At 43.3% G+C, this 23949-nt stretch carries 16 protein-coding genes; 2 read left to right on the forward strand and 14 right to left on the reverse strand.

Annotation, left to right across the window (positions count from 1 at the left end; translation table 11 throughout):
• Window positions 1-303 precede the first annotated feature (303 nt).
• From L3V30_RS17210 to L3V30_RS17255, 8 genes are all read right to left on the reverse strand, one after another.
• The gene (locus L3V30_RS17210; protein ID WP_012774869.1) at window positions 304-627 is read right to left on the reverse strand and encodes a hypothetical protein; all 324 of its coding nucleotides are present in this window, start codon (window positions 625-627) and stop codon (window positions 304-306) included.
• Window positions 628-787: 160 nt separating this feature from the next.
• Window positions 788-1318 (reverse strand): hypothetical protein, encoded by a 531-nt coding sequence (locus L3V30_RS17220; protein ID WP_140150478.1) that lies wholly within the window; start codon window positions 1316-1318, stop codon window positions 788-790.
• Between the two features lie 159 nt (window positions 1319-1477).
• A complete protein-coding gene (locus tag L3V30_RS17230; protein WP_237309382.1) occupies window positions 1478-2395 on the reverse strand; it encodes a hypothetical protein in 918 nt (305 codons plus the stop codon).
• A gap of 334 nt (window positions 2396-2729) precedes the next feature.
• Window positions 2730-5816: a type I restriction endonuclease subunit R gene (locus L3V30_RS17235; protein WP_237309383.1), complete on the reverse strand. Its 3087-nt coding sequence runs from the start codon at window positions 5814-5816 to the stop codon at window positions 2730-2732.
• 82 nt (window positions 5817-5898) lie between these two features.
• Window positions 5899-7227 carry a restriction endonuclease subunit S gene (locus L3V30_RS17240; protein WP_237309384.1) on the reverse strand — a complete coding sequence of 443 codons (1329 nt, stop codon included), beginning with the start codon at window positions 7225-7227 and terminating at the stop codon, window positions 5899-5901.
• Window positions 7217-8758: a class I SAM-dependent DNA methyltransferase gene (locus L3V30_RS17245; protein WP_237309385.1), complete on the reverse strand. Its 1542-nt coding sequence runs from the start codon at window positions 8756-8758 to the stop codon at window positions 7217-7219. The genes L3V30_RS17240 and L3V30_RS17245 overlap by 11 nt, the downstream gene beginning before the upstream one ends.
• Before the next feature lie 401 nt (window positions 8759-9159).
• On the reverse strand, window positions 9160-10992 hold the full coding sequence (glmS, locus tag L3V30_RS17250; protein WP_114323111.1) for a glutamine--fructose-6-phosphate transaminase (isomerizing): 1833 nt from the start codon (window positions 10990-10992) through the stop codon (window positions 9160-9162).
• A gap of 114 nt (window positions 10993-11106) precedes the next feature.
• The gene (locus L3V30_RS17255) at window positions 11107-11868 is read right to left on the reverse strand and encodes a DeoR family transcriptional regulator (protein WP_005392240.1); all 762 of its coding nucleotides are present in this window, start codon (window positions 11866-11868) and stop codon (window positions 11107-11109) included.
• A gap of 433 nt (window positions 11869-12301) precedes the next feature.
• On the opposite strand from L3V30_RS17255, the gene pykF reads away from it, so the two are divergent.
• Together pykF and L3V30_RS17265 are read left to right on the forward strand one after the other, a co-directional pair.
• A complete protein-coding gene (pykF, locus tag L3V30_RS17260) occupies window positions 12302-13714 on the forward strand; it encodes a pyruvate kinase PykF (RefSeq protein ID WP_005392243.1) in 1413 nt (470 codons plus the stop codon).
• Window positions 13715-13871: 157 nt separating this feature from the next.
• Window positions 13872-14558, forward strand: a complete 687-nt coding sequence (locus L3V30_RS17265) for a GntR family transcriptional regulator (RefSeq protein ID WP_006742739.1) — start codon at window positions 13872-13874, stop codon at window positions 14556-14558.
• Between the two features lie 64 nt (window positions 14559-14622).
• Here L3V30_RS17265 and L3V30_RS17270 read toward each other — a convergent pair whose 3' ends face one another.
• The 6 genes from L3V30_RS17270 to L3V30_RS17295 all read right to left on the reverse strand — a co-directional run bounded on the left by L3V30_RS17270 (window position 14623) and on the right by L3V30_RS17295 (window position 23947).
• On the reverse strand, window positions 14623-16503 hold the full coding sequence (locus L3V30_RS17270) for a diguanylate cyclase (protein ID WP_237309386.1): 1881 nt from the start codon (window positions 16501-16503) through the stop codon (window positions 14623-14625).
• A 109-nt stretch (window positions 16504-16612) separates the two neighbouring features.
• Window positions 16613-17107 (reverse strand): acetolactate synthase small subunit, encoded by a 495-nt coding sequence (gene ilvN / locus L3V30_RS17275; protein WP_005392253.1) that lies wholly within the window; start codon window positions 17105-17107, stop codon window positions 16613-16615.
• 1 nt (window position 17108) lies between these two features.
• A complete protein-coding gene (locus L3V30_RS17280) occupies window positions 17109-18833 on the reverse strand; it encodes an acetolactate synthase 3 large subunit (RefSeq protein ID WP_237309387.1) in 1725 nt (574 codons plus the stop codon).
• A 449-nt stretch (window positions 18834-19282) separates the two neighbouring features.
• Window positions 19283-21091: a long-chain fatty acid--CoA ligase gene (locus tag L3V30_RS17285; protein WP_237309388.1), complete on the reverse strand. Its 1809-nt coding sequence runs from the start codon at window positions 21089-21091 to the stop codon at window positions 19283-19285.
• A gap of 293 nt (window positions 21092-21384) precedes the next feature.
• Window positions 21385-22344 (reverse strand): LysR family transcriptional regulator CalR, encoded by a 960-nt coding sequence (gene calR, locus L3V30_RS17290; protein ID WP_005379693.1) that lies wholly within the window; start codon window positions 22342-22344, stop codon window positions 21385-21387.
• A gap of 556 nt (window positions 22345-22900) precedes the next feature.
• The gene (locus L3V30_RS17295) at window positions 22901-23947 is read right to left on the reverse strand and encodes an MJ1255/VC2487 family glycosyltransferase (RefSeq protein WP_124007414.1); all 1047 of its coding nucleotides are present in this window, start codon (window positions 23945-23947) and stop codon (window positions 22901-22903) included.
• Window positions 23948-23949: the final 2 nt, after the last annotated feature.

Genomic DNA, 23949 nt, shown 5'->3' on the forward strand with positions numbered 1-23949 from the left:
AATGTCAGTGTTGAGTGAAATCATCACGGCTGTTGTGGCGAAGAGAGCGTACCCCAACGTCTTTGATCTATAGGCGGCTCTCGCCCTCCGTTAATATCAAGTCAAGTTACCTTGGTGAACGATTACGATCAAAGAAGTTAGTAAATCCAAGATTACTCCTTAGTTTGGTTAAAATGTATAGTCCAATTAAGGTGAGGCACGCAATACCGAAGCTTCCGCATACCACCTTAAACACTAAAGCCAACGCATGGTAAAAATGCCACGCGTGCCGAATCACTCTTGAACAATTTGTTATAGAGCAACTCAAAGGCTGCTCGAAGTTATTCCTTTAAAAGACTTAAACTGACAGTCTCCTACTGTTTCGTATTCCAAACCTAAGCGATCTTTGGGTTCTCTTTTTATGGTCACTCCTACCATGTCAGAAGCTTTACTTGGGCATTTACCTTTTGATTCTTTGTAAAGATTTGCAGCACTTTCTAGAGCTGTGACATCTGTAATTTCCATCTGCACTGCAATTTTTTCACGCTGTTCTTCATGCTTTGCCGTTTTAACCGAATCATAAATAAAAGGGCTAGCGACAACACAAGCGCCAATCACCAGTGAACCAAATATGATTGATTTATTCATTATTATCTTCCTAAATTCAAATTTTGTATTGCGCTATAACGCGTTAAGGGGCAGCCAACGCCACTACCAAGCCTCCGCATAACACCTTAACCACAAAAACCAACGCATGATAAAAATGCCTCGCGTTGGCTGTCCCTCTTTAACGCCTTGTTGAATAGCCTTATGACTTCCCACAAACTGTCAACTCTAACGTGCTAATTAATGCTTCTTTAGCTCCATTTAAACTAACACTTGTTGAGTGGGTTTCTAAAGAGTTAATTCTATATCTGATTTTTAACTCACTACCTGATAATAACTCACTAATAAAACCACATTTTTTCACTTGGTCTTCCTTACCATGCCAAACACTAAAAGCGATTGTGCTAGGCTCCCATTGGTAGAAAGATTGTCCAACACTAGAACCTAAGCGTTTAAGAAATTTAGGATTTATTTCTTTAGTTTTATTCTTATCGACACGCATTTCTATAAGAGTATCAGGTTCAAATGAGCCTATATCTTTTCTTGTAATAAAAAACCAAACATATCCGGTATCTAAATTTCTACTAATTTGAATGTTATGACTGGCATCGTTGTAAGTCATATATTTCGTTTTTGTATCAGTAAACTCATCTACTTTATCAGTAACATTCCACTTTGCGAACGCTGATATTGGCAACAGAATCAACACTAACACTAATATTTTTTTGTACATTTACGCACCTCAATTTAATTACATCGGAATCACAGTGGATATTTAACGCCCGCTTAAGTGGTGAGCAACGCAATACGATGTTTCCGCATACCACCTCAATCACTAGAATCAACGCATAGTGAAAACGCCACGCGTTGCGAATCCGTCTTTAAGCGTTTGTTATGTGTTTTTTTCAACTTTGACTAATGGTCTCATTATTACTGAAGTTTTGCTTTGGCAAATGCCACATTTAATTTCTAGGCGACTATTCAAGTGTAACTTGGCAAAAGTTTGATGAGGGACATCGAGATCATGACCACAGTCATTGCACTTAAACTTAAAAACATTTCTTTCTGTGACGTAGTCACCATTCACATAGTTAACTAAATAACTTTCAGGGCAATTTGGGGATATACAGTTAACTATCACGCTTCCAGATTTTAGCTTCATTGCAGGCTTTTTTATAATAGCATTACATGAAACACATTCTATATTGAATGTTTCACCAACATATCCTCCAATTATAAGGTTCCCTTTCTTAATCTCATTGAATAAATCAAGAGCAGCCTTAATTTTACTCTTGATTTCCTCGGTACTTCCGTAAAACTTTTGCACTTCATCATCAACTGAAGGCAGATGTACATGTAATGCTAGTCCAGACAAAGAATTCCACAACTTATGCGCTTTCGACAAATCTACAGATTTTTGGGTACCAAGGGTTTTATAATCAAGTTTTTCATAATCATCTTGGGTTACTAATTCATTTATTTTACCGCCAATTGAAGCAACACTAACCGTGACTTCATCATTGATGATGTCAGAAACGTCTTCAGAAACTTGTTTAACTACGTGTTTAGGTGGCCATTTCTTAATGTCTTTAGGAGACAAATATGAATAAAATTGTTTAAATCTCTCGTAACAAATATATTCGATAGTCAACCTACATTCTAATGCTGCATAAGTGATACTGGCATCTGAACCTTCTTCCAATAGCTTTTCGATTTCTACTACTTTCTTGCTTAGGTCTAACACTAAAATTTCTCTCTGAAAATGTCCGGACACATAACGCTTATTAGGCGACACATAGTCGTCTTTCATCCTTCGATAGTGCAGTCTTTTTCATATTAACTCAACTGATAATCAATAAGTTATACCACATGAAGGGAAGGTTAGACTGCAAGATGTCTCCTAATGACGAGAATGAAAAATTATCAACTCCATCGAATAACTTTTAGTAGGGTAAACGCACACCCCCTAAATGTGTAGAGTATTAGCTCTGAACGATTTTGGGGCATTTTCGTGCCAGCTAAGAGCAAGCTGACACGTTGATGGACAATTATCATTTGCCTTTTTAGATAATCTGGCTGATCACACATGAGAAAAACTATTGCACCACCCTTGCAGGACAAAGGTGGCAATCAATAATAAGTTTTTATGGGTTTACCAGCTCTGCCTGCTCTAAAACAAGCTCGACAGCTTCCGCCTGCTCATCAGGCGGGTATCCAGTACGTTTAAGTATCTGCTTAATCTTGAGCCTCATCTTCGCTCGAAGGTTTTTTCGCTTGGCCCAGTCTGGTTGTGCACTCTTGCGAATCTCCTCAGCAAGCTTTCTAGCAATAGTCAGAATGTCTTTCTGCTGCATTGCCTCACGAGCAGAATCATTGGCAATTAGTGCATCAAAGAAGGCCAATTCTTCTTTGGTTAAGTTCAGATCTTCACCGCGATCTGCTGACTCCCGTAACTCTTTAGCCAGCTTAATCAGTTCTTCAATAACTACGCTAGTCTCAACCGAACGGTTACGGTATTTATCAAGGGAGTTACGTAACATCTCAGAGAACGTCTTGTAAGCGACAGCATTCTTAACCGTGCGCGTCTTTATCTCATCTTGAATGAGCTTTTTGAGCATCTCTACTGCTAGGTTCTTGTGCTCACTTTTCTCGACTTCAGCAAGGAACTCATCATCGAGGATGCTAATGTTTGGCTTGTTCAATCCTGCGGACTGGAAGACATCAACTATCTCGCCAGAAACGATAGTTTCAGACACAACCTGTCTTAATGCCGTTTGAACATTCTCATCAGACATTCGTTGCTTTGAGGTAGTGGACTTCTTAATAGCTGCGCGTAGCGTTTCAAAGAAGGCGATCTCTTCTTTGATGCATTTGGCCTCATCCATGCTGCTACATAAACTGAATGCCTTAGAGAGTGACAGGGCCGCTTTATCGAACCGCTTCTTACCATCTTCCAGGTTAAGAATGTGGTTCATGGCACCTGCGAGCAAGCCAAGTGTATTGGTTCGATAATCGCTGTAGTCGAAGCCATGCATGATCCCACGGCAAACATCTAGCTTGGTCATAGTGACGGCTAAAGCTTCAGCCAGGTCAATTGTCGGAGACCCGTTACCGCTTGCTGTGTAGTTCGCAATTGCATTGCGAAGCTCAGGCGCGATACCTAAGTAATCGACAATCAAACCACCTTCTTTATCGCGGAATACACGGTTAACACGAGCGATAGCCTGCATCAAGTTATGGCCTTTGAGCGGCTTGTCGATATACATGGTATTCAAACAAGGCGCATCAAAACCTGTCAGCCACATATCGCAAACAATGACCAGTTTCAGTTCATCTTCAGGATCTTTAACTCGCTTAGCGATCTTCTTCTGAATTGGCTTTTTATGGATATGCTTTTGGTACTTGGCAGGGTCATCAGATGTGCCTGTCATGATGACCTTCATGCAGCCTTTTTCTGGATCGTCGTTTGCCCAATCAGGCTTGAGTTCAGCAATCTTATCGTAGACCTGAACACACGCCTCACGACTAATGCAGACCATCATCGCTTTTGATAGTGACGTCTCTTCGCGAGAGGCAAAATGCTTCAGTAAGTCGCGAACTAGGCGGTCTACACGGTCTTCAGCACAAACTAGAGCCTCTAATGCCGCATTGCGAGTTTTGGCCTTAGCTTGAACATCTTCATCATATTCAGCAACCAACTCATCAACTTTGGAGTCTACGTCTTCCTCATTTGTGCTCTTGCTCATATCAAGCTTGATTAGACGGCTCTCATAATAAAGCGGTTTGGTTGCACCGTCTTTTTGAGCCTGCTCGATGTCGTAAACAGAAACATCATCACCAAAGACGACACGAGTATCCTTGTCTTCCATTTCAATTGGCGTACCAGTGAAACCAATGAAACCTGCATTGGGTAACGAGTCCCGAAGATGCTGAGCGTAGCCATATTTCATTTCACTAGTTTTCTTGTCTACACGAGCCTTCAAGCCATACTGTGAACGGTGAGCTTCATCTGCTGCAACAACGATGTTATAGCGTTCTGTGAGTGGCTTACAGCGAGTTTCTCCCTTAGGTGGAGCAAACTTCTGCATGGTTGTGAAGATGATGCCGCCAGATGGACGATTATTTAACAGCTCTCTCAGTTCATCTCGATCTTTGGCTTGAACAGGAGTATCGCCAAGTAGCTCTGCATTCTCAGCAAATGTTTCGAAGAGCTGCTCATCGAGATCGTTACGGTCAGTCACGACAACAATCGTTGGGTTATTCATTGATGGCGATGCCATCAGCTTAGCGCTGTAAAATGTCATCGAGAGTGACTTGCCAGAGCCTTGAGTGTGCCAGTAGACACCGCACCGTTGGTCGCCATCATGGCGAGTTGCTCGAATCGTACTTTCAACCGCAGCGCGAACACCATGGAATTGGTGATAGCCAGCGATCTTCTTAATGACCTTCTCATTATCGATTTCGAATGAGACATAGTATTGAAGGTAATCGAGAAAAAGTTCTTGATTGAAGAATCCGCGAACCATCACCTCAAGGGCCAATGTATCGACAGTGTCATCACGAGAGCCGTCAATCGTTCTCCAAGGAGTAAATCGGTCTCTATTGGCCGTCAGTGAGCCAATGTAGGCTTCAGTCCCATCTGAGATAATTAGGGACTCGTTAAAGACAAATAGATCTTTGATGGCTTGCTTGTAGGTCTGAACTTGATTGTACGCTCGCCATACATCAGCTTTGGTATCGGCAGGATTTTTGAGTTCAAGAAGTGAAATTGGTAAGCCGTTTAGAAATACGACGATGTCTGGTCTGCGGTTATCGATCTCACCATTGGTGACACCATTGACTGAAAATTGCCTCACGGCCAACCAGTTATTGTGCTCATTATTGAAATCAACCAGCCTGACCTTATCTCCCACAGGATGCCCACGTTCGTCCTCATACTCAACTTGAATACCTTCGATGATTTGACGATGGAATGTGTGGTTAGCACGTTCAACAGACGGTACTGTATTGAGCAAGATACCAATGGCTGTATCGATACATTCTTCTGGCAAATGTGAGTTGATATTCAGTAGAGCTTGGCGGAGTCGAGGTTTGAGAACGACGTCAGAGAGCGACTCTCGCTCTGGCGTACTGCCTTTAGGCTCTAGCTCACTGCCGTTTAACGTTTGGTAGCCGAGGCGTCCAAACCAGACCATACAATGGTCTTCTAGCATTTCTTCCGTTATTTTCATATTATATCCATTCTTATTTATTGTTTTTGTTATGAATATGAATAGCCAGTCCGAGCCCCAAATGCAGGACTCGGACTTCCAGTTATACCGCTTCTGCAAGCTCCTGTTCTGCTTCACCTACAGAAATTTGACCTGAAACCAATTTAGGAAGTAATCGGTCTCGCAAGTTTTTGAGTGTATGAATCTGAACAAGGTTGTCTTGATGGCGTCGAATCAATGGCAAAGCAACGCCAGAGAAGGACTCTAATATTTCAGAGCTTGGTATTAGCGCAGGTATAACAGAAACTTCTTTTGGTTGTGCTCTTTGCCTTGAACCTGTTGTGCCACTAACAGTTTTCAGCATCTCTGATTGAAACCTGTTGGAAATCACATAAGACAGTGTGTATGCATACCAGTCTTCATGCATAGGTATAAATTGCATGAACTCTGTGGAGCAAACAGAGCTTGTGTCATTAGATTCAATATAAGGGAACCAGATACGCTTAAATCTTGGATTCAGCTTTGAAACTAGAATAGTATTTTCAAGCATTTTGTACTTATTGCTTTTAATTGTTTCGCCTAAATCCAGCGTTGGGAATTGAGTTTCATCATATGCAGGGATACTGTAATGAACCCATTCCTTTTCAGGCTCTAAAGCTGGTTTAGCTGATTTGGTTTGTAGCTTAGCAATGCTTGAAAAAGGCTTAACTTCCCACCCCTTCGGAATCATCCCCAGCTCAGAATCTTCAAACTCGCTTGGGAACAAAGCTTGGATTTCAGGCGACAAACCATCGAAAGGCAGACCTTCCTTGTTCGCCTTCACTGGATCAAAATCGATAAACCAAGACTTAAAGATGCGCTGAGCGAGCTTTTCTAAGGTCTGATTCATGGCTTCATTGATCGTTTGCTTTTGCCATAATGCCCCAATCAGTGCGTTTAATTTGTGCAATTCTTCCTGAGGAGGTAGGCCAATATATGCTTCGGAGATATCAGAAGGTTTAATGGCTGGATACGCAGCGCCTTGAGCTACACGAACTAGATGCTCTGTAAAAATATCCGTTGTTACAACGGAATAAATCAACCAAGTATATTCAGGTTTTTTTGGGGTTATTGTGCAAAAGCCTGTCGATGCCGTTAGGTTGTCATTGTTAAAATCTAGCAATGCAAACTGTTTTAAGTTTGGCCTAACAGTAGAAATGATGATATCACCTTTATCTACTTTTCTACGTGCCCTTGAGGGGGCGCTATCAAACTTCATTTCAGTTGGCTCTGCAACTTTACCTGTAGATACCGAGGAAATATCTATATAGTTGATGGTTTCGGGCTTATCTTTTTTTGACCAAGACTTAGCATTAAAATCTGCTAGATCAGACAGCTTGACCTTTGACCACCCATCAGGGATTTTTGAGTATTTTTCAATATCAAATATCATACCCAACCTCCGCAAGCGAAACCTTAATTTGCTCATCAAGAGTAACCGATTTAGTAATCTGCTCAGACAACTGCTCAGTTAGGATAGCCATATCTTCTTGATATGAAGCCTCATCTTCTTCGACTTCCGCTGCACCAACATAGCGCCCAGGAGAGAGAGCAAAACCTGCTTTTTGAATATCTTCAAACTTGGCCGACTTGCAGAAGCCAGGAGTATCTTCGTATGCCTTCACAGAGAATTCTGTTTTAGCCCAAGCGTGGTAAGTCTGCGCAATTTCATCGACATGATGTTGGTCGAATACTAACTGAGCACGAGACTCTAGACGACCCAGATGACGAGCATCAATGAAGAGAGTTTCACCTTTACGCTTTTTGTTCTTGTTGAAGATAAACAGACATGAAGGGATCTGAGTGTTAATGAATAGCTTCGGCGGTAGAGCAACCATACACTCAACCAGATCATCTTCAATGATGGCCTTACGAATGTCACCTTCCGTATTCGCTGTCGATGTCATGGCACCATTCGCCATTACCACACCTGCACGACCAGTATCATTTAGATGGTAAAGCATGTGTTGGATCCAAGCATAGTTAGCATTGCTATCTGTTGGTGTTCCCCACTTCCAGCGAACATCATTTGCCACTTTGCTTGCGCCCCATTTCTCTTGGTTGAACGGCGGGTTCGCCAGGATGTAGTCAGCACGAACATCTTTATGTAAATCATTTAGAAGTGTATCGGCATTCTCTGCCCCCAAATCGAAATCGATACCACGGATAAGCAGGTTCATCGCTGCCATCTTCCATGTGGTGTATGTGTATTCTTGGCCGTAAACACTGATATCACCGCGCTCACCACCATGGTTTTCCATGAACTTCTCAGACCATGCCACCATGCCGCCAGAACCAATCGCTGGCTCGTATAGAATGCCTCGCGTCGGAGCGATGATTTCAACAAGTGTTTTTACGATAGATTCAGAAGTGAAGAAGGCACCTGCATCTGAACCTTCTGCAAGAGCAAATTTACCCAGGAAGAATTCATACGCCATACCTAGAACATCAGCAGAGCGATGCTCTTTGTTGTTGAAGCTCAGAGTACCAAGCAGGTCAACCAGCTCACCCAGCTTGCTTGATGGGATTTTAAGTAGGCCAAACCCACGGTAAAGCATGTCTTTTAGATCAGGGTTGTTATCTTCGATTGCCTTAGAGGCATCATCCAAAATCTTCGCAAAGTTTGGTTGTTTTGCATTGGCTACAAGATATTCCCAACGAGCTACTTCTGGAACCCAGAAGATGTTTGCTGCTTCATACAAGTCTGGATCGTCGATATCCATTTCGAAGAACTCATGGTCTTCGTCTTTAATCCATTCTTGAGCATCGTTGCGGAACTCGCCAAAAGAGTCACTTACGTACTTAAAGAAAAGAAGTGCCAGTACAGGGTGTTTGTATTCTGATGGTTGCAACGCACCACGCAACGCCACGGCTGATTCCCATAGCGTTTCAAAAAAAGCTTTATCGCCAACATTTCTAACCATTTTTTCTAGTTCTCATCATAATTTGGTATTAATCAAACATCATACCAAACCCCAGTTTTACAAGCCATTTGTCAAGTAAACTAAAATGAAAAAATAGTTTCAAACTAAGGGGTTAGGATACTGTACCCATCCCTTTGGTAGACAACATTAAAAAGGAGTAAAATAGCTGGCTCTAAGCACATCGTTTATCATTAGTAAGACTAATCGAAAATTCATCCTATCTAAACATAGGTAGTTTCATTCGAAAATGATAATGGGGCAAAATCGTCTCAGAGAAGAAGGCAAACTACGACAAATGGCACCGAAAAGTTTCGTACTTTATTGTCATAGTTCTAATCTTTATTGTTCGAGTTTCAAACTTTGTTGTCCACCGACATTGGGATTTTTGCTGTTAAGCGTAATTACTCAACCGTTACCGCTTTCGCTAGGTTACGTGGTTGGTCTACGTCCGTACCTTTGATCAGCGCTACGTAGTATGACAGCAACTGCATTGGGATGGTGTAGTAGATCGCCGCCGTGATTTCACTAACGTGAGGCATCGTGATGATCTTCATTGTTTCATCGCCTTCGAAGCCTGCGTCTGCATCTGCGAATACGTATAGAAGGCCGCCACGTGCACGTACTTCTTCAACGTTTGATTTTAGCTTTTCAAGTAGGTCGTTACTTGGTGCAACCACAACAACAGGCATGTCAGCATCAATCAGCGCTAGAGGACCATGTTTCAGTTCACCCGCCGCGTAAGCTTCTGCGTGGATGTAAGAGATCTCTTTCAATTTTAGAGACGCTTCCATCGCGATTGGATAGAATTCACCACGACCTAGGAACAGTGTGTGGTGCTTGTCTGCGAAATCCGTCGCTAGTGCTTCAATGTCTTTCTCGAAAGAAAGTGCCGCGTTGATTTGCTTAGGAAGTGCGTGCAGCGCTTCAACGATCTCTTTTTCTTTCTCTTTGCTGATGCGGCCTTGCTCTTTACCTAGTGCCGTTACCAACATAAGTAGTGCAGAAAGCTGAGTCGTGAACGCTTTGGTTGAAGCCACGCCGATTTCTACACCAGCGCGAGTCATGAAAGCAAAATCTGATTCACGAACCAAAGAAGAACCTGCTACGTTACAAATGGTCATTGCCGCCATGTAACCTTTTTCTTTCGCAAGACGAAGTGCTGCTAGCGTATCGGCGGTTTCACCAGACTGAGACAACGTGATCAATAGGCTGTTTGGACGAGTCACAAACTTGCGGTAACGGAATTCAGAGGCGATTTCTACGTCACAGCTCACGCCAGCAATATCTTCAAACCAGTAACGCGCTGTCATACCTGCGTTGTAAGACGTACCACACGCCACGATCTGTACGTGCTCTACTTTGCTTAGAATGTCAGCCGCATGCACACCGATCGCATCAGTTACAACAGAGTCTGCCGTGATACGGCCTTCCATTGTGTTGATCAACGCTTTAGGTTGCTCATAGATTTCTTTTTGCATGAAGTGGCGGTATTGGCCTTTATCGCCAGCATCATGTTCTGCGTTAGATTCTACGATTTCACGCTCAACCAGCTCGCCCGTTGCGTCAAAGACAGTAACTTCGCGGCGAGTGATTTCTGCCACATCACCTTCTTCTAGGTACATGAAACGGCGCGTTACATTCAGTAGCGCAAGTTGGTCAGAAGCCAGGAAGTTCTCACCCACACCAAAACCAATTACGATCGGGCTGCCTGAACGTGCAACTACGATGCGCGAAGGATCTTTACGATCAAGTGCTACCGTACCGTAGGCACCTTCAAGTTGTTTTGCTGTTTTTTGTACTGCTTCTAGTAGCGTTTCTGAAGTGCGAAGTTCCCACTCAACCATGTGTGCGATAACTTCTGTATCCGTTTGCGATTCAAACACGTAACCACGAGATTGAAGCAATTCACGAAGCTCTTCGTGGTTTTCGATAATACCGTTATGTACAACAGCAATATCGCCAGACATATGTGGGTGTGCATTAACTTCAGATGGTTCACCGTGCGTCGCCCAACGAGTGTGCGCAATACCCGTTCCGCCGATCACTTTTGCTTCTTCTACTGCATCAGCCAGTTCTTGCACTTTACCCAAGCGACGAACGCGCGTTAGGTTTGACTCGCCATCAACAACAGCAACGCCAGCCGAGTCGTAACCGCGGTACTCTAAGCGGCGTAGACCTTCAACCAAAATTTCTGCAACATCTCGTTGTGCTACTGCACCTACGATTCCACACATGTGTTTATCTCCGTTTGTAGTTTTGTTCTTCCCTAGCCATGTTTCAGATAGAGGCAGCAAGCAAAGGCCTGTATTCAGAGGGAAGTGAAATATGAAACTGATTACATTATTAGATTAGGCGCAAATAACTTTCACGCCATGTTGTTCAATCTGTATTTTGTGTTCTTGCTGAATATCAGCATCCGTCACTAGCACATCAATTTGATGCCAAGCGAGCTCCAAATTCGGGATCTTACGACCGATTTTTTCCGATTCGATCATGACGATCACTTCGCGCGACACTTCCGCCATCACCTTACTCAAACCAACCAATTCATTAAACGTTGTGGTGCCGCGTTCGAGATCGATGCCATCCGCACCGATAAATAGCTGGTCAAAATCGTAAGCTCGTAATACAGATTCGGCTACTTTGCCTTGAAAAGATTCTGAGTGCGTATCCCAAGTCCCGCCAGTCATCAGCAGTGTTGGTTCGCTCTCTAATTCATTAAGGGCGTTAGCAACATGCAACGAGTTGGTCATGACAACTAAGCCACGTTTGTCATTCAACTGTTGAATCAACGCAGCCGTCGTACTGCCACTGTCGATCACGATGCGATTATGGTCTCGAATCAGTGATGCCGCTGCTTTTGCCAAGTTTAGCTTTCGAGTCGAAACATTAGCGCTCAATTCTTCGTGAATGACTTCGGTTGGGATAGCAATCGCACCGCCGTAGCGGCGTAGAAGTTGGCCATTTTTCTCTAAAGAAGCTAAATCCTTTCTAATCGTGACCTCTGAGGTTTCGAATTTCTGAGCGAGTTCGTCAACGCTGACTTCTCCTAGCTCAGAAACCAAGTTAGAAATGGCGTGTCTTCTTAGTTGAGTGTTTCGTTTCGACATTTACGTTTTGAATTTAAGTTTCGATGTGAAACTTATTATAGTCAAACCGAAACTTTTAAGTCCATTTATTTCGATCCAAAAAATTAATATTTCTCGATAAAACCTTGTCCTAAGACAATTCTTAAACAGTGATATTGGATTCATTCAGTGGTAGAATTCGCCACCGAAAAGAAAAAAAATTACAGAATTGAAGGCTATTTTTTTGCAACTTTCTGCATATAAAGTGGGATTAGTCACAAAAAGGTAACCAAAATCGCCGATCTTTTAGTCATAAAATGACTAAACTTGGTGAAAGACTTTCAGAATCTGAAGTACTGATAATGAGGCGAAAAATCGGTGGGTGACAGGCACTAAATGTCATCAATAACGCCCTAACTTCAGAGTAAACAACCGACTTTCAAATTGTAACTATACTTACCGGAGAGTATCTTCCATGAAAAAGACCAAAATCGTATGTACGATTGGCCCTAAAACTGAATCTGTAGAGAAGCTAACTGAGCTAGTGAACGCAGGCATGAACGTAATGCGTCTTAACTTCTCTCACGGTGACTACGAAGAACACGGCACTCGTATCGCGAACTTCCGTAAAGTAATGGAAGCTACTGGCAAACCACTAGCAATTCTTCTAGATACTAAAGGTCCAGAAATCCGCACTATTAAGCTAGAAGGCGGTAACGACGTTGATCTAGTAGCTGGTCAAGAATTCACTTTCACAACTGACACTTCAGTTGTAGGTAACAAAGATAAAGTTGCAGTAACTTACGCAGGTTTCGCAGCAGACCTAAACGTAGGTAACACTATCCTAGTCGACGACGGTCTAATCGAGATGGAAGTTATCTCTAAGACTGAAACAGAAGTTAAATGTAAAGTACTTAACAACGGTGCACTAGGCGAGAACAAAGGTGTGAACCTTCCTGGCGTTTCTGTAAACCTACCTGCTCTATCTGAAAAAGATAAAAACGACCTTAAATTCGGTTGTGAGCAAGGCGTTGACTTCGTAGCTGCTTCTTTCATCCGTAAAGCTTCTGACGTTCAAGAAATCCGTGAAGTACTTGCTGCAAACGGCGGCGAGAACATCCACATCATCTCTAAGATCGAAAACCAAGAAGGTGTTGATAACTTCGACGAGATCCTAGAGCTTTCTGACGGCATCATGGTTGCTCGTGGTGACCTAGGTGTTGAAATCCCAGCTGAAGAAGTAATCTTCGCTCAGAAAATGATGATCGAGAAGTGTAACCGTGCACGTAAGATGGTTATCACTGCAACTCAAATGCTTGATTCTATGATCAACAACCCACGTCCTACTCGTGCGGAAGCAGGCGACGTTGCTAACGCGGTAATGGACGGTACTGACGCAGTAATGCTTTCTGGTGAAACTGCTAAAGGTAAGTACCCAGTTGAAGCGGTAACTATCATGGCTCAAATCGCGAACCGTACTGATTCAGCTCTAAAAGCTGAGCTAGGTTCTCGTCTAGACAGCCCACGTCTACGCATCACTGAAGCAGTATGTAAAGGCGCAGTAGACACAGCTGAGAAACTAGCTGCTCCACTTATCGTTGTTGCAACTGAAGGTGGTAAATCTGCACGTTCAGTACGTAAATACTTCCCAACTGCAAACATCCTAGCACTAACAACAAACAAGAAAACAGCAGCACAACTTGTTCTAACTAAAGGTGTGACGCCAGTTGTTGTTGATTCTATCGAAAGCACTGACGCATTCTACGTAGCAGGTAAAGAGCTTGCTCTAGAGTCTGGTCTAGGTAACAAAGGCGACATCGTAGTGATGGTTTCTGGTGCTCTAGTCGCTTCAGGCACTACGAACACAGCTTCTGTACACGTACTATAATACTGAACTTTTCATACTTCAGTTGATTGATAAAGAGGGCTTATGCCCTCTTTTTTTATATGGCTTTCTTGCTCTAATAATAGCCTAACTGTATCATTCACCATGCGCAGAATTGCGTACTGTTTAATTTTGTCGTCACGATTAAAATTTCTATGAGGTGTATGTGTCCAGTCCCACTCTTACCGACAAAGTATCAAAAATGATCCGTCAGGATATTCTCGATGGCGTGCTTAAACCGGGTCAAAAACTCGTGGTTGCGGAACTCAAAGAGAAGTACAACGTAGGAGCGTCACCCATTCGCGAAGCTTTGGTGCAGTTATCGTGGAGCAAATACGTCAAACTGGAGCCGCAAAAAGGCTGCTGGGTTGCACCTGTATGTAAAGATGAGTTGAATGACTTGTACGAGAGCCTACAAATGGTCTCTGCATGCCTACTAAATAAAGCAATTGTGATTGGCGATGAAAATTGGGAACTGGACGTCCTAACCGCTTATCACAAGTTATCCCGCTCTAAATCTGGCGAAAGCTTTTGCTGGAAGGAATGGGAAGAACGCCATAATCAGTTTCTTACTGCGCTGTTTGAAGGCGCTGGCTCTGCCAATATGTTTGGTTTTTTCCGCGATCTACTCACGCAAATTAAGCGTTACCAATATTTTGCTATGCAAATGTTAGGTACTGGAAACCCAGGGCACTGTAATATCGATGAACAAGAAATGCTGATGAAGACGTCGTTAGATAAAAAGAGCCAGGATGCTTTAGGTTATCTAGAGCGTTATTTGAGACAGTCAATGCAGTGTATCGAAGCGGCCATCGACAACCAATATCGCATACTGGCTAGCGAATAACGCTGAGGCTAAAATAAGCATAAAAATCGGGGTCTATCCCCGATTTTTTGTTTTTGAAAAAGAGCTAAGCAATATCATCGAAACTATGGCATAGCGATACGCAGTTACGCCCTGCACTTTTGGATTCATACAAGGCAATATCAGCACATTTATAAGTACGCGTGCGATCGGAGGTTAAATCACTATACCCGGCGCTAACGGTAATCGCTCTATCACTGCGCAGTTGAACCGCCACACGTAACCGGTTCAATACAACTTCTGCTTCTTCGAGTGTGGTATGCGGCATGATCACCGCAAATTCCTCACCACCGACACGAGACACAAAGTCAGTACTGCGCACCTCTTTAAGAAGAGTCTCAGCGACACTGCAAATCACTTTGTCCCCTTCATCGTGCCCAAGTTCATCGTTAATGCGCTTAAAGTGGTCAATATCAAACAACGCCAAACACGCTGGGGGACTGTCAGGATAACGCTCAATAATCCCGGCATATTGCGCTAATTGCTCTTCAAATTTTCGGCGGTTCCACAAGCCCGTCAAACCATCTTTTTCACTGAGGTTGCGTAGCTTTTCTTCCAGCTCTTTTTGCTCGGAAATATCCACCAGCGACGTGATGTAATAGCTTACTTTACCTGACTTGGTTAAGTTTGCCTGAATGCGCATAATGGCGGTAAATACGTGATTAAACTTGGTTCGACAACGAACCTCACCTTCCCAAACGTGCTCGTTCGCAAGCTTATTCCAAATATTGAGGGTCGACTCGAGATCTTCCGGTAAGAAAATTAGATTATGCGCATTCCAGCCTTGAGTATGCTTGGTGGAATAGCCCATCATGTTTTCAAATTCTTGGTTCACCATAATGATTCGGTGCGACGCATCTGAGATCATCACCGCAGTCATGCCATCAAGTGCAGCCCGAGCTAACTTCGATTCCATACTATGACGTCGATAGTGCAGGGCTAGCGCGGTCGTTGGTAAAGTAAAACCAAACACCAAACTTAATACAAAAAACGCTTCTTGGATTAAGTCATCAATATCTCGCTGAGATCGAGATAGTAATTGCTCATTCGTGAGATCAATCACCAGATGAAGTGGTTCACTAGAAACAAATTGGATCGTGCTATACGCAATCAAATTCGAGCCGTTGTACTCATAGCCCGAAACTTCTGAGATCATCGTGCGCCAAATGTTGGGGTACATCCGGCCAAAATTAAATTGAGAACGAGCTGGGATAATATTGCCGTACAAGCGTGATGACTTAGGACTCGCGATATAAAAGCCATCACTTTTAATTAGCTCAATATGAAAATCCCGCACCGGTGAGTAGTTGAGTCGAGAAGATAAATACTCAATATCAACATTAAGAACAAGATACCCTTCGCGTTTCCCATTGAGAGAAATCGGCATCAGAATACGCAATGAAGGGCTATAAGGGTAAACAAGCTCACCATTTTCTCGCTCCAGCTCAATCCCCCACGACGCAATTTCATCATTACCTAAACCTTGCGCGTAATGAAAATAATCCCGCTCTGACTTGTCATGTAATATGAGGGCGGGTGCAGCGATACCCGTTTTGAAATCGTAATTAATCCGTGCTTTTTCCTGACCGGTAATATCAAGAAAACGAATTTGTTTATATAGCTTTTGGTTGATCGCAACCGAGATCCACATATCTTCTAAGATAGAAAGGTTGACTCGGTTCGGCTGACGTAGATAGTCGTAAAGACTTTGGCTGTGACCGAGAAGATCGCTGATCGTCTCAATTTGATCCTGAATATTGTTGTATTCGCGACCAGTATAAGCCAGTTGGTGTAATGCTTCTTGAGCGGTATTCTCAACGTTACTCTCTAATAACGTCAGATATTTCTGATAATAGTAAACTGCAGTGAGCGCACTAAAAAATAGTGCTGTCGCCAACAATGTGCCGACTCGCTTAGGTATTTTCACGCGTCTACTGCCTATAATGCTTACTAAAACGACAATTATATCATTAATTGTTATTTTCTAAACAAAAAGCCACTTAGATTAAGTGGCTTTTCTATATGCAATTAGACAATTACGGTTTGAGTGCGCGCTCACCTCGGGCAATGCCCACTACCCCACTACGAGCAACTTCGACGACTTCAGTTACTTCAGATATCGCTTGAATGAAAGCATCCAACTTTTCACTCGTGCCCGCAAGTTGTACCGTGTACTGAGCAGCAGTGACATCCACGATCTGGCCACGGAAGATGTCTGCCGTCCGTTTCACTTCTGCTCGCGCAAAACCGCTGGCTTTCACTTTCACCATCATCAGTTCACGTTCGATGTGTTCATACTCGGTGACTTCTTGTACTTTCAGCACATCGATCAATTTGTGTAACTGCTTCTGAATTTGCTCCAACTGCATCTCATCAGACGTCGTGGTAATGTTCATTCGCGACAGCGTTTCATCATCTGTCGGTGATACCGTCAAAGATTCAATGTTGTAACCACGTTGAGAGAACAAGCCAACAACACGAGACAACGCACCCGGTTGGTTTTCCAATAGCAATGAAATAATGTGTCTCATATTAAGTTCTCTCCGTTTTGCTTAGCCACATTTTATCCATACCCTCACCTTTGATTTGCATCGGGTATACGTGTTCGGTTTCGTCTACGTTGATGTCCACAAACACCAGACGATCTTTCATATCCAACGCTTTTTGTAGCCCTTCTTCGAGCTGATCAGGCGTTTCGATACGAATACCGACGTGACCATAAGCTTCTGCAATCGCTGCAAAATCAGGAACAGAACTCATGTAAGAATTAGAGTGACGACCTTGATAAATAATGTCTTGCCACTGTTTTACCATGCCTAAGAATCGGTTGTTTAGGTTGATGATCTTCAATGGAATGTCGTATTGCATCGCTGTCGAAAGCTCTTGGATATTCATTTGAATACTGCCATCGCCCGTAACAACCACGACTTCTTCTTGTGGCATGGCAAACTTAACACCCATACCAGCCGGAAGGCCAAATCCCATAGTGCCCAATCCACCCGAGTTGATCCAACGGCGTGGTTTGTTAAATGGGTAGTAAAGTGCTGCAAACATCTGGTGCTGACCCACATCAGAAGCAACATACGCATCACCATTGGTCAGCTTGTGTAAGGTTTCAATCACTTGCTGTGGTTTAATTCGCTCTGGTGACTTCTCATAAGCCAAACAGTTGCGGTCACGCCACACCTGAATGTCATCCCACCATGCGGTGATAGCATCTTGATCATTCCCACCTTCTTGCTCTGCCAGCAGGCCAAGCATGGTTGTGAGCACTTTTTCCGCAGAGCCTACGATAGGTAAATCCACTTTCACGTTTTTCGAGATCGATGATGGATCGATATCAATATGCATGACTTTTGCGTTTGGGCAGTATTTTTCAAGGTTGTTCGTCGTGCGATCATCAAAACGCACACCGATACCAAAAATGAGATCCGCTTCATGCATCGCCATATTGGCTTCGTAAGTACCATGCATACCCAGCATGCCCAGTGAGTTTTTATGTGTTCCAGGGAATGCGCCTAGTCCCATCAACGTACTGACTACTGGAAGGTTCAGCTTGTCGGAGAGCTCTAAAATATGTTCATGAGCGCCAGAAATTACAGCACCACCACCGATATAAAGCACTGGCTTTTTCGCTTCTAACAGCGATTTAAGGGCTTTTTTAATCTGGCCTTTATGACCCGACGTCGTCGGCTTGTAAGAACGCATTGAAAGCGTTTCTGGGTATTGGTAAGGCAGTTTGATTTGCGGATTCATTACATCTTTCGGCAAGTCAATCACTACTGGACCAGGTCGACCTGTGGTCGCGATATAAAACGCTTTCTTGATCGTTTCAGGAATATCTTCCGCTTTTTTCACTAAAAAGCTGTGTTTGACCACTGGGCGAGAAACACCAACGATGTCACATTCTTGGAAAGCATCATTACCAATTAGGCTATTAGGTACGTTACCCGAGATAACGATCATTGGGATGGAGTCCATATAGGCCGTGGCAATACCTGTAATGGTATTGGTCGCGCCTGGACCTGAACATACCAGTACGACACCCGGTTTACCGGTAGCGCGAGCGTAACCATCTGCCATATGAGTGGCGGCTTGCTCATGCCTTACAAGTACGTGTTTGATTTGATCGGTTTTGGCATGCAGTGCATCGTAGATATCCAAAACGGAGCCACCTGGGTAGCCAAAGATCTGCTCTACGTGCTCTTCTATCAGAGATTGAACCACCATCTCTGCGCCTGACAACATTGCTGTCATAATTGCTCTCCTTAGCCAGTTTCCTCACCGTAAGGTCAACGGATTGGTCTGGTTTTACATAGTCTAGGTCTTATTCGTAGCCTAATCGAAATACTTCCACGTTTTCGGCTATGTCTTGCGTTCGTCATAACATCCCGCAAGGTTACCCAACAAATGTAACGTTTTATTATCAACGGGTCTAATGAGAGATTGGTCTACTTTTTGAACAAGATGCTAGTAATTAGAATGTTAGTAGGAATAGCAGCCACACTTACCTTATTTCACAGTACAACCTAAAAATTTAACGTTCAAAAAAAGAACATTATTTCAGAACCTATTAAGTATAGGGTGCTAAATAGCTGTATTTGGTGAGCAAAATAGAAAGAATCAACACAAACAAAAATCCCCAGTAATGCGCAATCACATCACTGGGGATATTTTCATCAATATAAAATCTAAGTCAGCTTAAGTTACTTTTTCTCTGACTTTTCCTTATACATTTCTTCAATTTCATTTTGGTATTTGTCATTGATGACTTTACGACGCAGTTTTTGAGTTGGCGTTAACTCACCATCATCCATAGAGAAAGCTCTTGGTAACAGTTTAAACTTCTTCACCTGTTCAAACTTTGCCAACTCTTTTTGGAGATCGTTAACACGCTTCTCAAGCATTTCGACCACTTGGTGATGCTTAATCAATTCAACGCGATCGTGATACTTGATATTCAGCTCTTTCGCATACTCTTCAAGAGAATCAAAACACGGCACAATCAGCGCCGAGACAAACTTACGCGTGTCCGCGATAACCGCGATTTGCTCGATGAAGTGGTCTTTACCAATCGCACCTTCAATCATTTGTGGAGCGATGTATTTACCACCTGAAGTTTTCATCAACTCTTTGATACGATCAGTGATGAACAGGTTGCCATTTTCATCAATGTAACCCGCATCGCCAGTTTTTAGGAAACCGTGCTCATCAAAGGTCTTTTCGGTCTCTTCTGGCATTTTGTAATAGCCACGCATCACCATTGGACCACGCACCAGAATCTCGTTGTTCTCGCCGATCTTCACTTGCGCGCCAGGCATAGACATACCAATAGAGTCTGGGTTAAAGCACTTATCATCCCAACACGATACTGTCGCCGTGGTTTCAGTCATGCCGTAACCTAACTTCACATTGATACCAATCGCGTGGAAGAATCGGCCTATGGTTTCATCTAACTTTGCACCGCCACACGGCATAAAGTTGATTTGTCCACCAAGTAACGCACGCAGCTTGCTCAGAACCAATTTATCCGCCAGGGCATATGACTTGCGCAGCATGAGAGATGGCTGACGTTTTTCTTGATGACAAGCGGCCATTTTTGCGCCCATGTTCACAGCCCAAGTAAACATGATCTTGCGATGAATTGGCGCGCGAGACACTTTCTCGTGAATCGCAGAGAAGATCTTCTCATAGAAACGCGGCACGGCACACATCACGGTAGGTTGCACTTGGCTCAGTGCATCACGTACCTGCATGGTGTCTTGCAAATAGCAGTTGGTCGCCCCTTTGTACAACACATAAAAGGTCCAAGCGCGTTCAAATACGTGTGACAGCGGAAGGAAACACAGTGACACATCACTTTGAGAAAGGCTCAAGCGTTGATCGTGCCCTTCCAATTGCGCCGCAATGTTTGCGTAGTCCAACATGACACCCTTTGGTTGGCCTGTTGTGCCCGAGGTGTAGATCAGCGTAAGTAGATCATCTTCCTTTGCTTGCTCTAAACGTGCGTCTAATTCAACTTGGTATGTGGTATCGCCTTTGGCGACAAATGCTTGCCAAGAGATAACGAAATCATGCTCGCCAAGTTCGATATCATCAGACATGGCAACAATGAGCTCTAACTGCTCGCACTGGTCGAAAATGCTCACTGCTGCGTCAAATTGTGGCTGCTCACCAACAAACAGCACTTTGACGTCTGCGTTGTCAATGATGTACGCCGACTGAGCGGCGGTATTGGTTGGGTAAATAGGTACTGTTACGCCGCGTAGTTGTAGCGCTGCAATATCAGCAATCGTCCATTGCGGCATGTTGTTCGAGAAAATGCCGATTTTATCTTGGACTCCTAATCCCTGAGCCAAAAGTGCAAGTGATAAAGCATCAACTTGCTGACCAAATTGCGTCCACGTAATACCTTGCCATTCCTCACCCACTTTATGCTTGAGTGCAACGCGTGTACCACCGTTCGCAATTTGTTCACGAATACGTTTAACGATATGAAAATCTAACTTGGCCATTCTTTTACTTACCTTTTGGCTTACAGGCGTAAGCTAATTGAGCGAACAAGTGTACTCACGGCTTGCTAAAACGCAACTGACCAGTATCAAACTTATCACTAATAAGAGACAACTATCACTTATACGTCGCGAACATACCCAAAACTGCTGAATGATTACTCTATTTAACTTACTGTTTCGATTGTTGATTGCTAAAACAAAAAGCCCCGAGAGACAAAATCTCTCGGGGACCAATGAATTGTAAAAATTGATGATTACCAATATGGTCTTAACCGATAAGACCAAACGTCATCTTATTTTGCTGCAACCACTTCACCACAAGTGATCATCAGTTGATCGCGCAGCCAAATGTGGCCTTTATCTTTTTCACTTGATTCATGCCAACTTAAGAAGCCGCTGATTTCCTTATTTGCAAATGGGAAGTCTAGAATTTGCAGCTGATCACTGTTTACCGCATTTTCTGCCATCCAACGTGGCGCGATAGTCACAAGCTCAGATTGACCTACCACATATAGTAGGTTGCTTAGACTAGAGCCTTCGTACGCGGCTTGGCAATCCAGTTCACGATATGCTTGTTCTGAGAAGCTACGTTGACCGTGCACTTTCGATAACTTCGCATGTTTTTCGTTAAGCAGTTGCTCGGCCGTTACACCACCTTGAATGCGTGGGTGTGTTTTTGACGCGATAACCACTAATTCATCTTTGAAGATTTCAGTACTTGAGAAACCTTGCTCATCAAAGCGAGCATAATCGATCACGAAATCAATTTCTTGATAGCGCATACGCTCAGACAACAGACGGTCAAATTCTGCATCTAGGTGAAGCTGAACATTTGGTGCTTGTTGATTCACTTTTGCCATGATCTTCGGAGCAAAACGCATGTCACAAGGGCTGCAAATCGCCAACTTAAATAAGCGAGTCGAAGATTCTGGTTGGAATACGGAGCTAGGAAGTTCATTACGAATCAGCTGTAATGCTTGGCGAATTGGGCCAAACAACTGACGAGCGCGTTGCGTTGGCTGAATACCACGGCCTTGGCGCATAAACAGCTCGTCGTTAAACATCACTTTTAGGCGTGCCACGGCATTACTTACTGCCGGCTGAGACATGCCTAAGTTATGTGCTGCACGAGTAATATTTTGCTCTTGCATCACAGCATCAAATACAGTCAGTAGGTTTAAATCTACACCACGCAAAGTGCTTTCCATACGGTAGCTAGCAATTGCGCTCATCGCATCTTTCTTCTCTAACATTGAGTGCGCCTCTTTTGTAATCGTCAACTTTGTTCATTAAATTCATAACGAATAGAATCCCATCTCGCACAAAAGACGGCGGCTGGATTCGAATCATTTTACGAATAGATAACCTAACTTTTTATTATATTTGCTGTCCGGATACTTCCGGCTCGAACTGTACTATCAACTAATCGATTGCGGTTTCGCAACTAGATTGATATTTAATCAGTAAATTTTAGCCGATTAGGTATTTACTCCTTAAATAACAATAATTTGATAAAAACATAAAAAACTATAAAACACGTAAAAGCGCATTCTTTGAGGAAGTATTTAGCAAATTGATGAGACGGATGGTCACCACACGCATGCATTTGCCGCAGTTATTAGTTGAGAGCGAACCAACAGATGACGACTATATCTCTGAGTGAAATTTGCACTTATCAGTCAAATTATCAGCAAATACACATTGAATAGAAATGAAAGAGAAAGAATAAAAATGCAGCCTTCTAGATTGAAAGGCTGCAACAAAATCGTGTCAAAAATAGGAAGGAACAATGTACTTAGAACAACGTACTTAAATGTTCGACACGTAACTTGGGAAATCAACTTGCTCCCACAACTGTTTGGATAACTCCGCTTGTGAATCCCACGCGCCTTGCAATACCCAATGAACAATGGCCTGAGCAACATCTGGGTATTTCACACTTTCGGCTTGCTGCTCCTTTAGCCACTGGCGTACTGCGGGAATGTCTAAGCTCTCCATCGACATCGCAAGCCCTAAGTCTTCTAAGGTCGCGACATTGCTTTGTTGCTCAAACTGACCTGCGAGTGGCTTAAGCAATAATTTTTTCCCTAGAGACAGAGCTTCCGAAGGGAGCTCAAATCCACCATTGGCAATGACACCACTACAGCGATGCAAATGATGCTGAAAGTTGCTGTGGCATAAAGGGCGTAATTCTATGTTTTCCACCTGCTCACATTCGATCACATCGGGGTGATAACAGATGAACGCTTGCTGGTTAAAATGGAACAGTAAATCCGAGATGTCTTCAATGGATTCGAACGGTAGGTAAACCAAAACAAAATCGTCATTTTCCGCTTGGCTATCGACGGTATGTACAATTGGCGGCAACAAAGGCTGGTCAAAATGATGCCAATGCAAACCGAGGTGGTGTTGAGAAGGCGCAAAGTATTCAATGACGGATTTGTCTAACCAACTCGCTCCCTTTAACGGCACTGGATAACGGAAAGCATTTTGGTGACTGATACCAATCGACGGCTTATTTTGTTGTTTTGCCGCCCATGCCGTAACAGGCTCGAAATCATTGAGCACGAGATCATAGGACGACAAATCAAGCTGTTTAACTTCTTTGCAAAATTGCACCAAATTGTTACTCAATGCTGTTTTCGCATAGTTCACTGAACCTTTTTCAGTGATAAAGGTGAAGCCTCGGCGAGTCTGATAATCACCAAACGCTTCCATTGAAAAGTACTTTTCAGGCGCTCGTCCAGAAAACAAAAAATCGACCTCAACATCGTGCTCTTTAAACGCATGACTCATCGCCCTCGCACGCGCAATATGTCCGTTTCCTGTACCTTGAACACCGTATAAGATTTTCATCA

The sequence above is a fragment of the Vibrio sp. A1-1 genome (assembly GCF_021728175.1).
GTDB lineage: Bacteria > Pseudomonadota > Gammaproteobacteria > Enterobacterales > Vibrionaceae > Vibrio > Vibrio diabolicus.

Bases quoted from the DNA above. Each gene is read 5' to 3' on its own strand.
- L3V30_RS17255 (WP_005392240.1), bottom strand. From the start codon at position 11,868: ATGTCGAAACGAAACACTCAACTAAGAAGACACGCCATTTCTAACTTG.
- L3V30_RS17240 (WP_237309384.1), bottom strand. From the start codon at position 7,227: ATGATATTTGATATTGAAAAATACTCAAAAATCCCTGATGGGTGGTCA.
- L3V30_RS17245 (WP_237309385.1), bottom strand. From the start codon at position 8,758: ATGGTTAGAAATGTTGGCGATAAAGCTTTTTTTGAAACGCTATGGGAA.
- L3V30_RS17295 (WP_124007414.1), bottom strand. From the start codon at position 23,947: ATGAAAATCTTATACGGTGTTCAAGGTACAGGAAACGGACATATTGCG.
- L3V30_RS17230 (WP_237309382.1), bottom strand. From the start codon at position 2,395: ATGAAAGACGACTATGTGTCGCCTAATAAGCGTTATGTGTCCGGACAT.
- L3V30_RS17235 (WP_237309383.1), bottom strand. From the start codon at position 5,816: ATGAAAATAACGGAAGAAATGCTAGAAGACCATTGTATGGTCTGGTTT.
- glmS (WP_114323111.1), bottom strand. From the start codon at position 10,992: ATGTGTGGAATCGTAGGTGCAGTAGCACAACGAGATGTTGCAGAAATT.
- L3V30_RS17280 (WP_237309387.1), bottom strand. From the start codon at position 18,833: ATGACAGCAATGTTGTCAGGCGCAGAGATGGTGGTTCAATCTCTGATA.
- L3V30_RS17285 (WP_237309388.1), bottom strand. From the start codon at position 21,091: ATGGCCAAGTTAGATTTTCATATCGTTAAACGTATTCGTGAACAAATT.
- ilvN (WP_005392253.1), bottom strand. From the start codon at position 17,107: ATGAGACACATTATTTCATTGCTATTGGAAAACCAACCGGGTGCGTTG.
- L3V30_RS17210 (WP_012774869.1), bottom strand. From the start codon at position 627: ATGAATAAATCAATCATATTTGGTTCACTGGTGATTGGCGCTTGTGTT.
- L3V30_RS17220 (WP_140150478.1), bottom strand. From the start codon at position 1,318: ATGTACAAAAAAATATTAGTGTTAGTGTTGATTCTGTTGCCAATATCA.
- pykF (WP_005392243.1), top strand. From the start codon at position 12,302: ATGAAAAAGACCAAAATCGTATGTACGATTGGCCCTAAAACTGAATCT.
- calR (WP_005379693.1), bottom strand. From the start codon at position 22,344: ATGTTAGAGAAGAAAGATGCGATGAGCGCAATTGCTAGCTACCGTATG.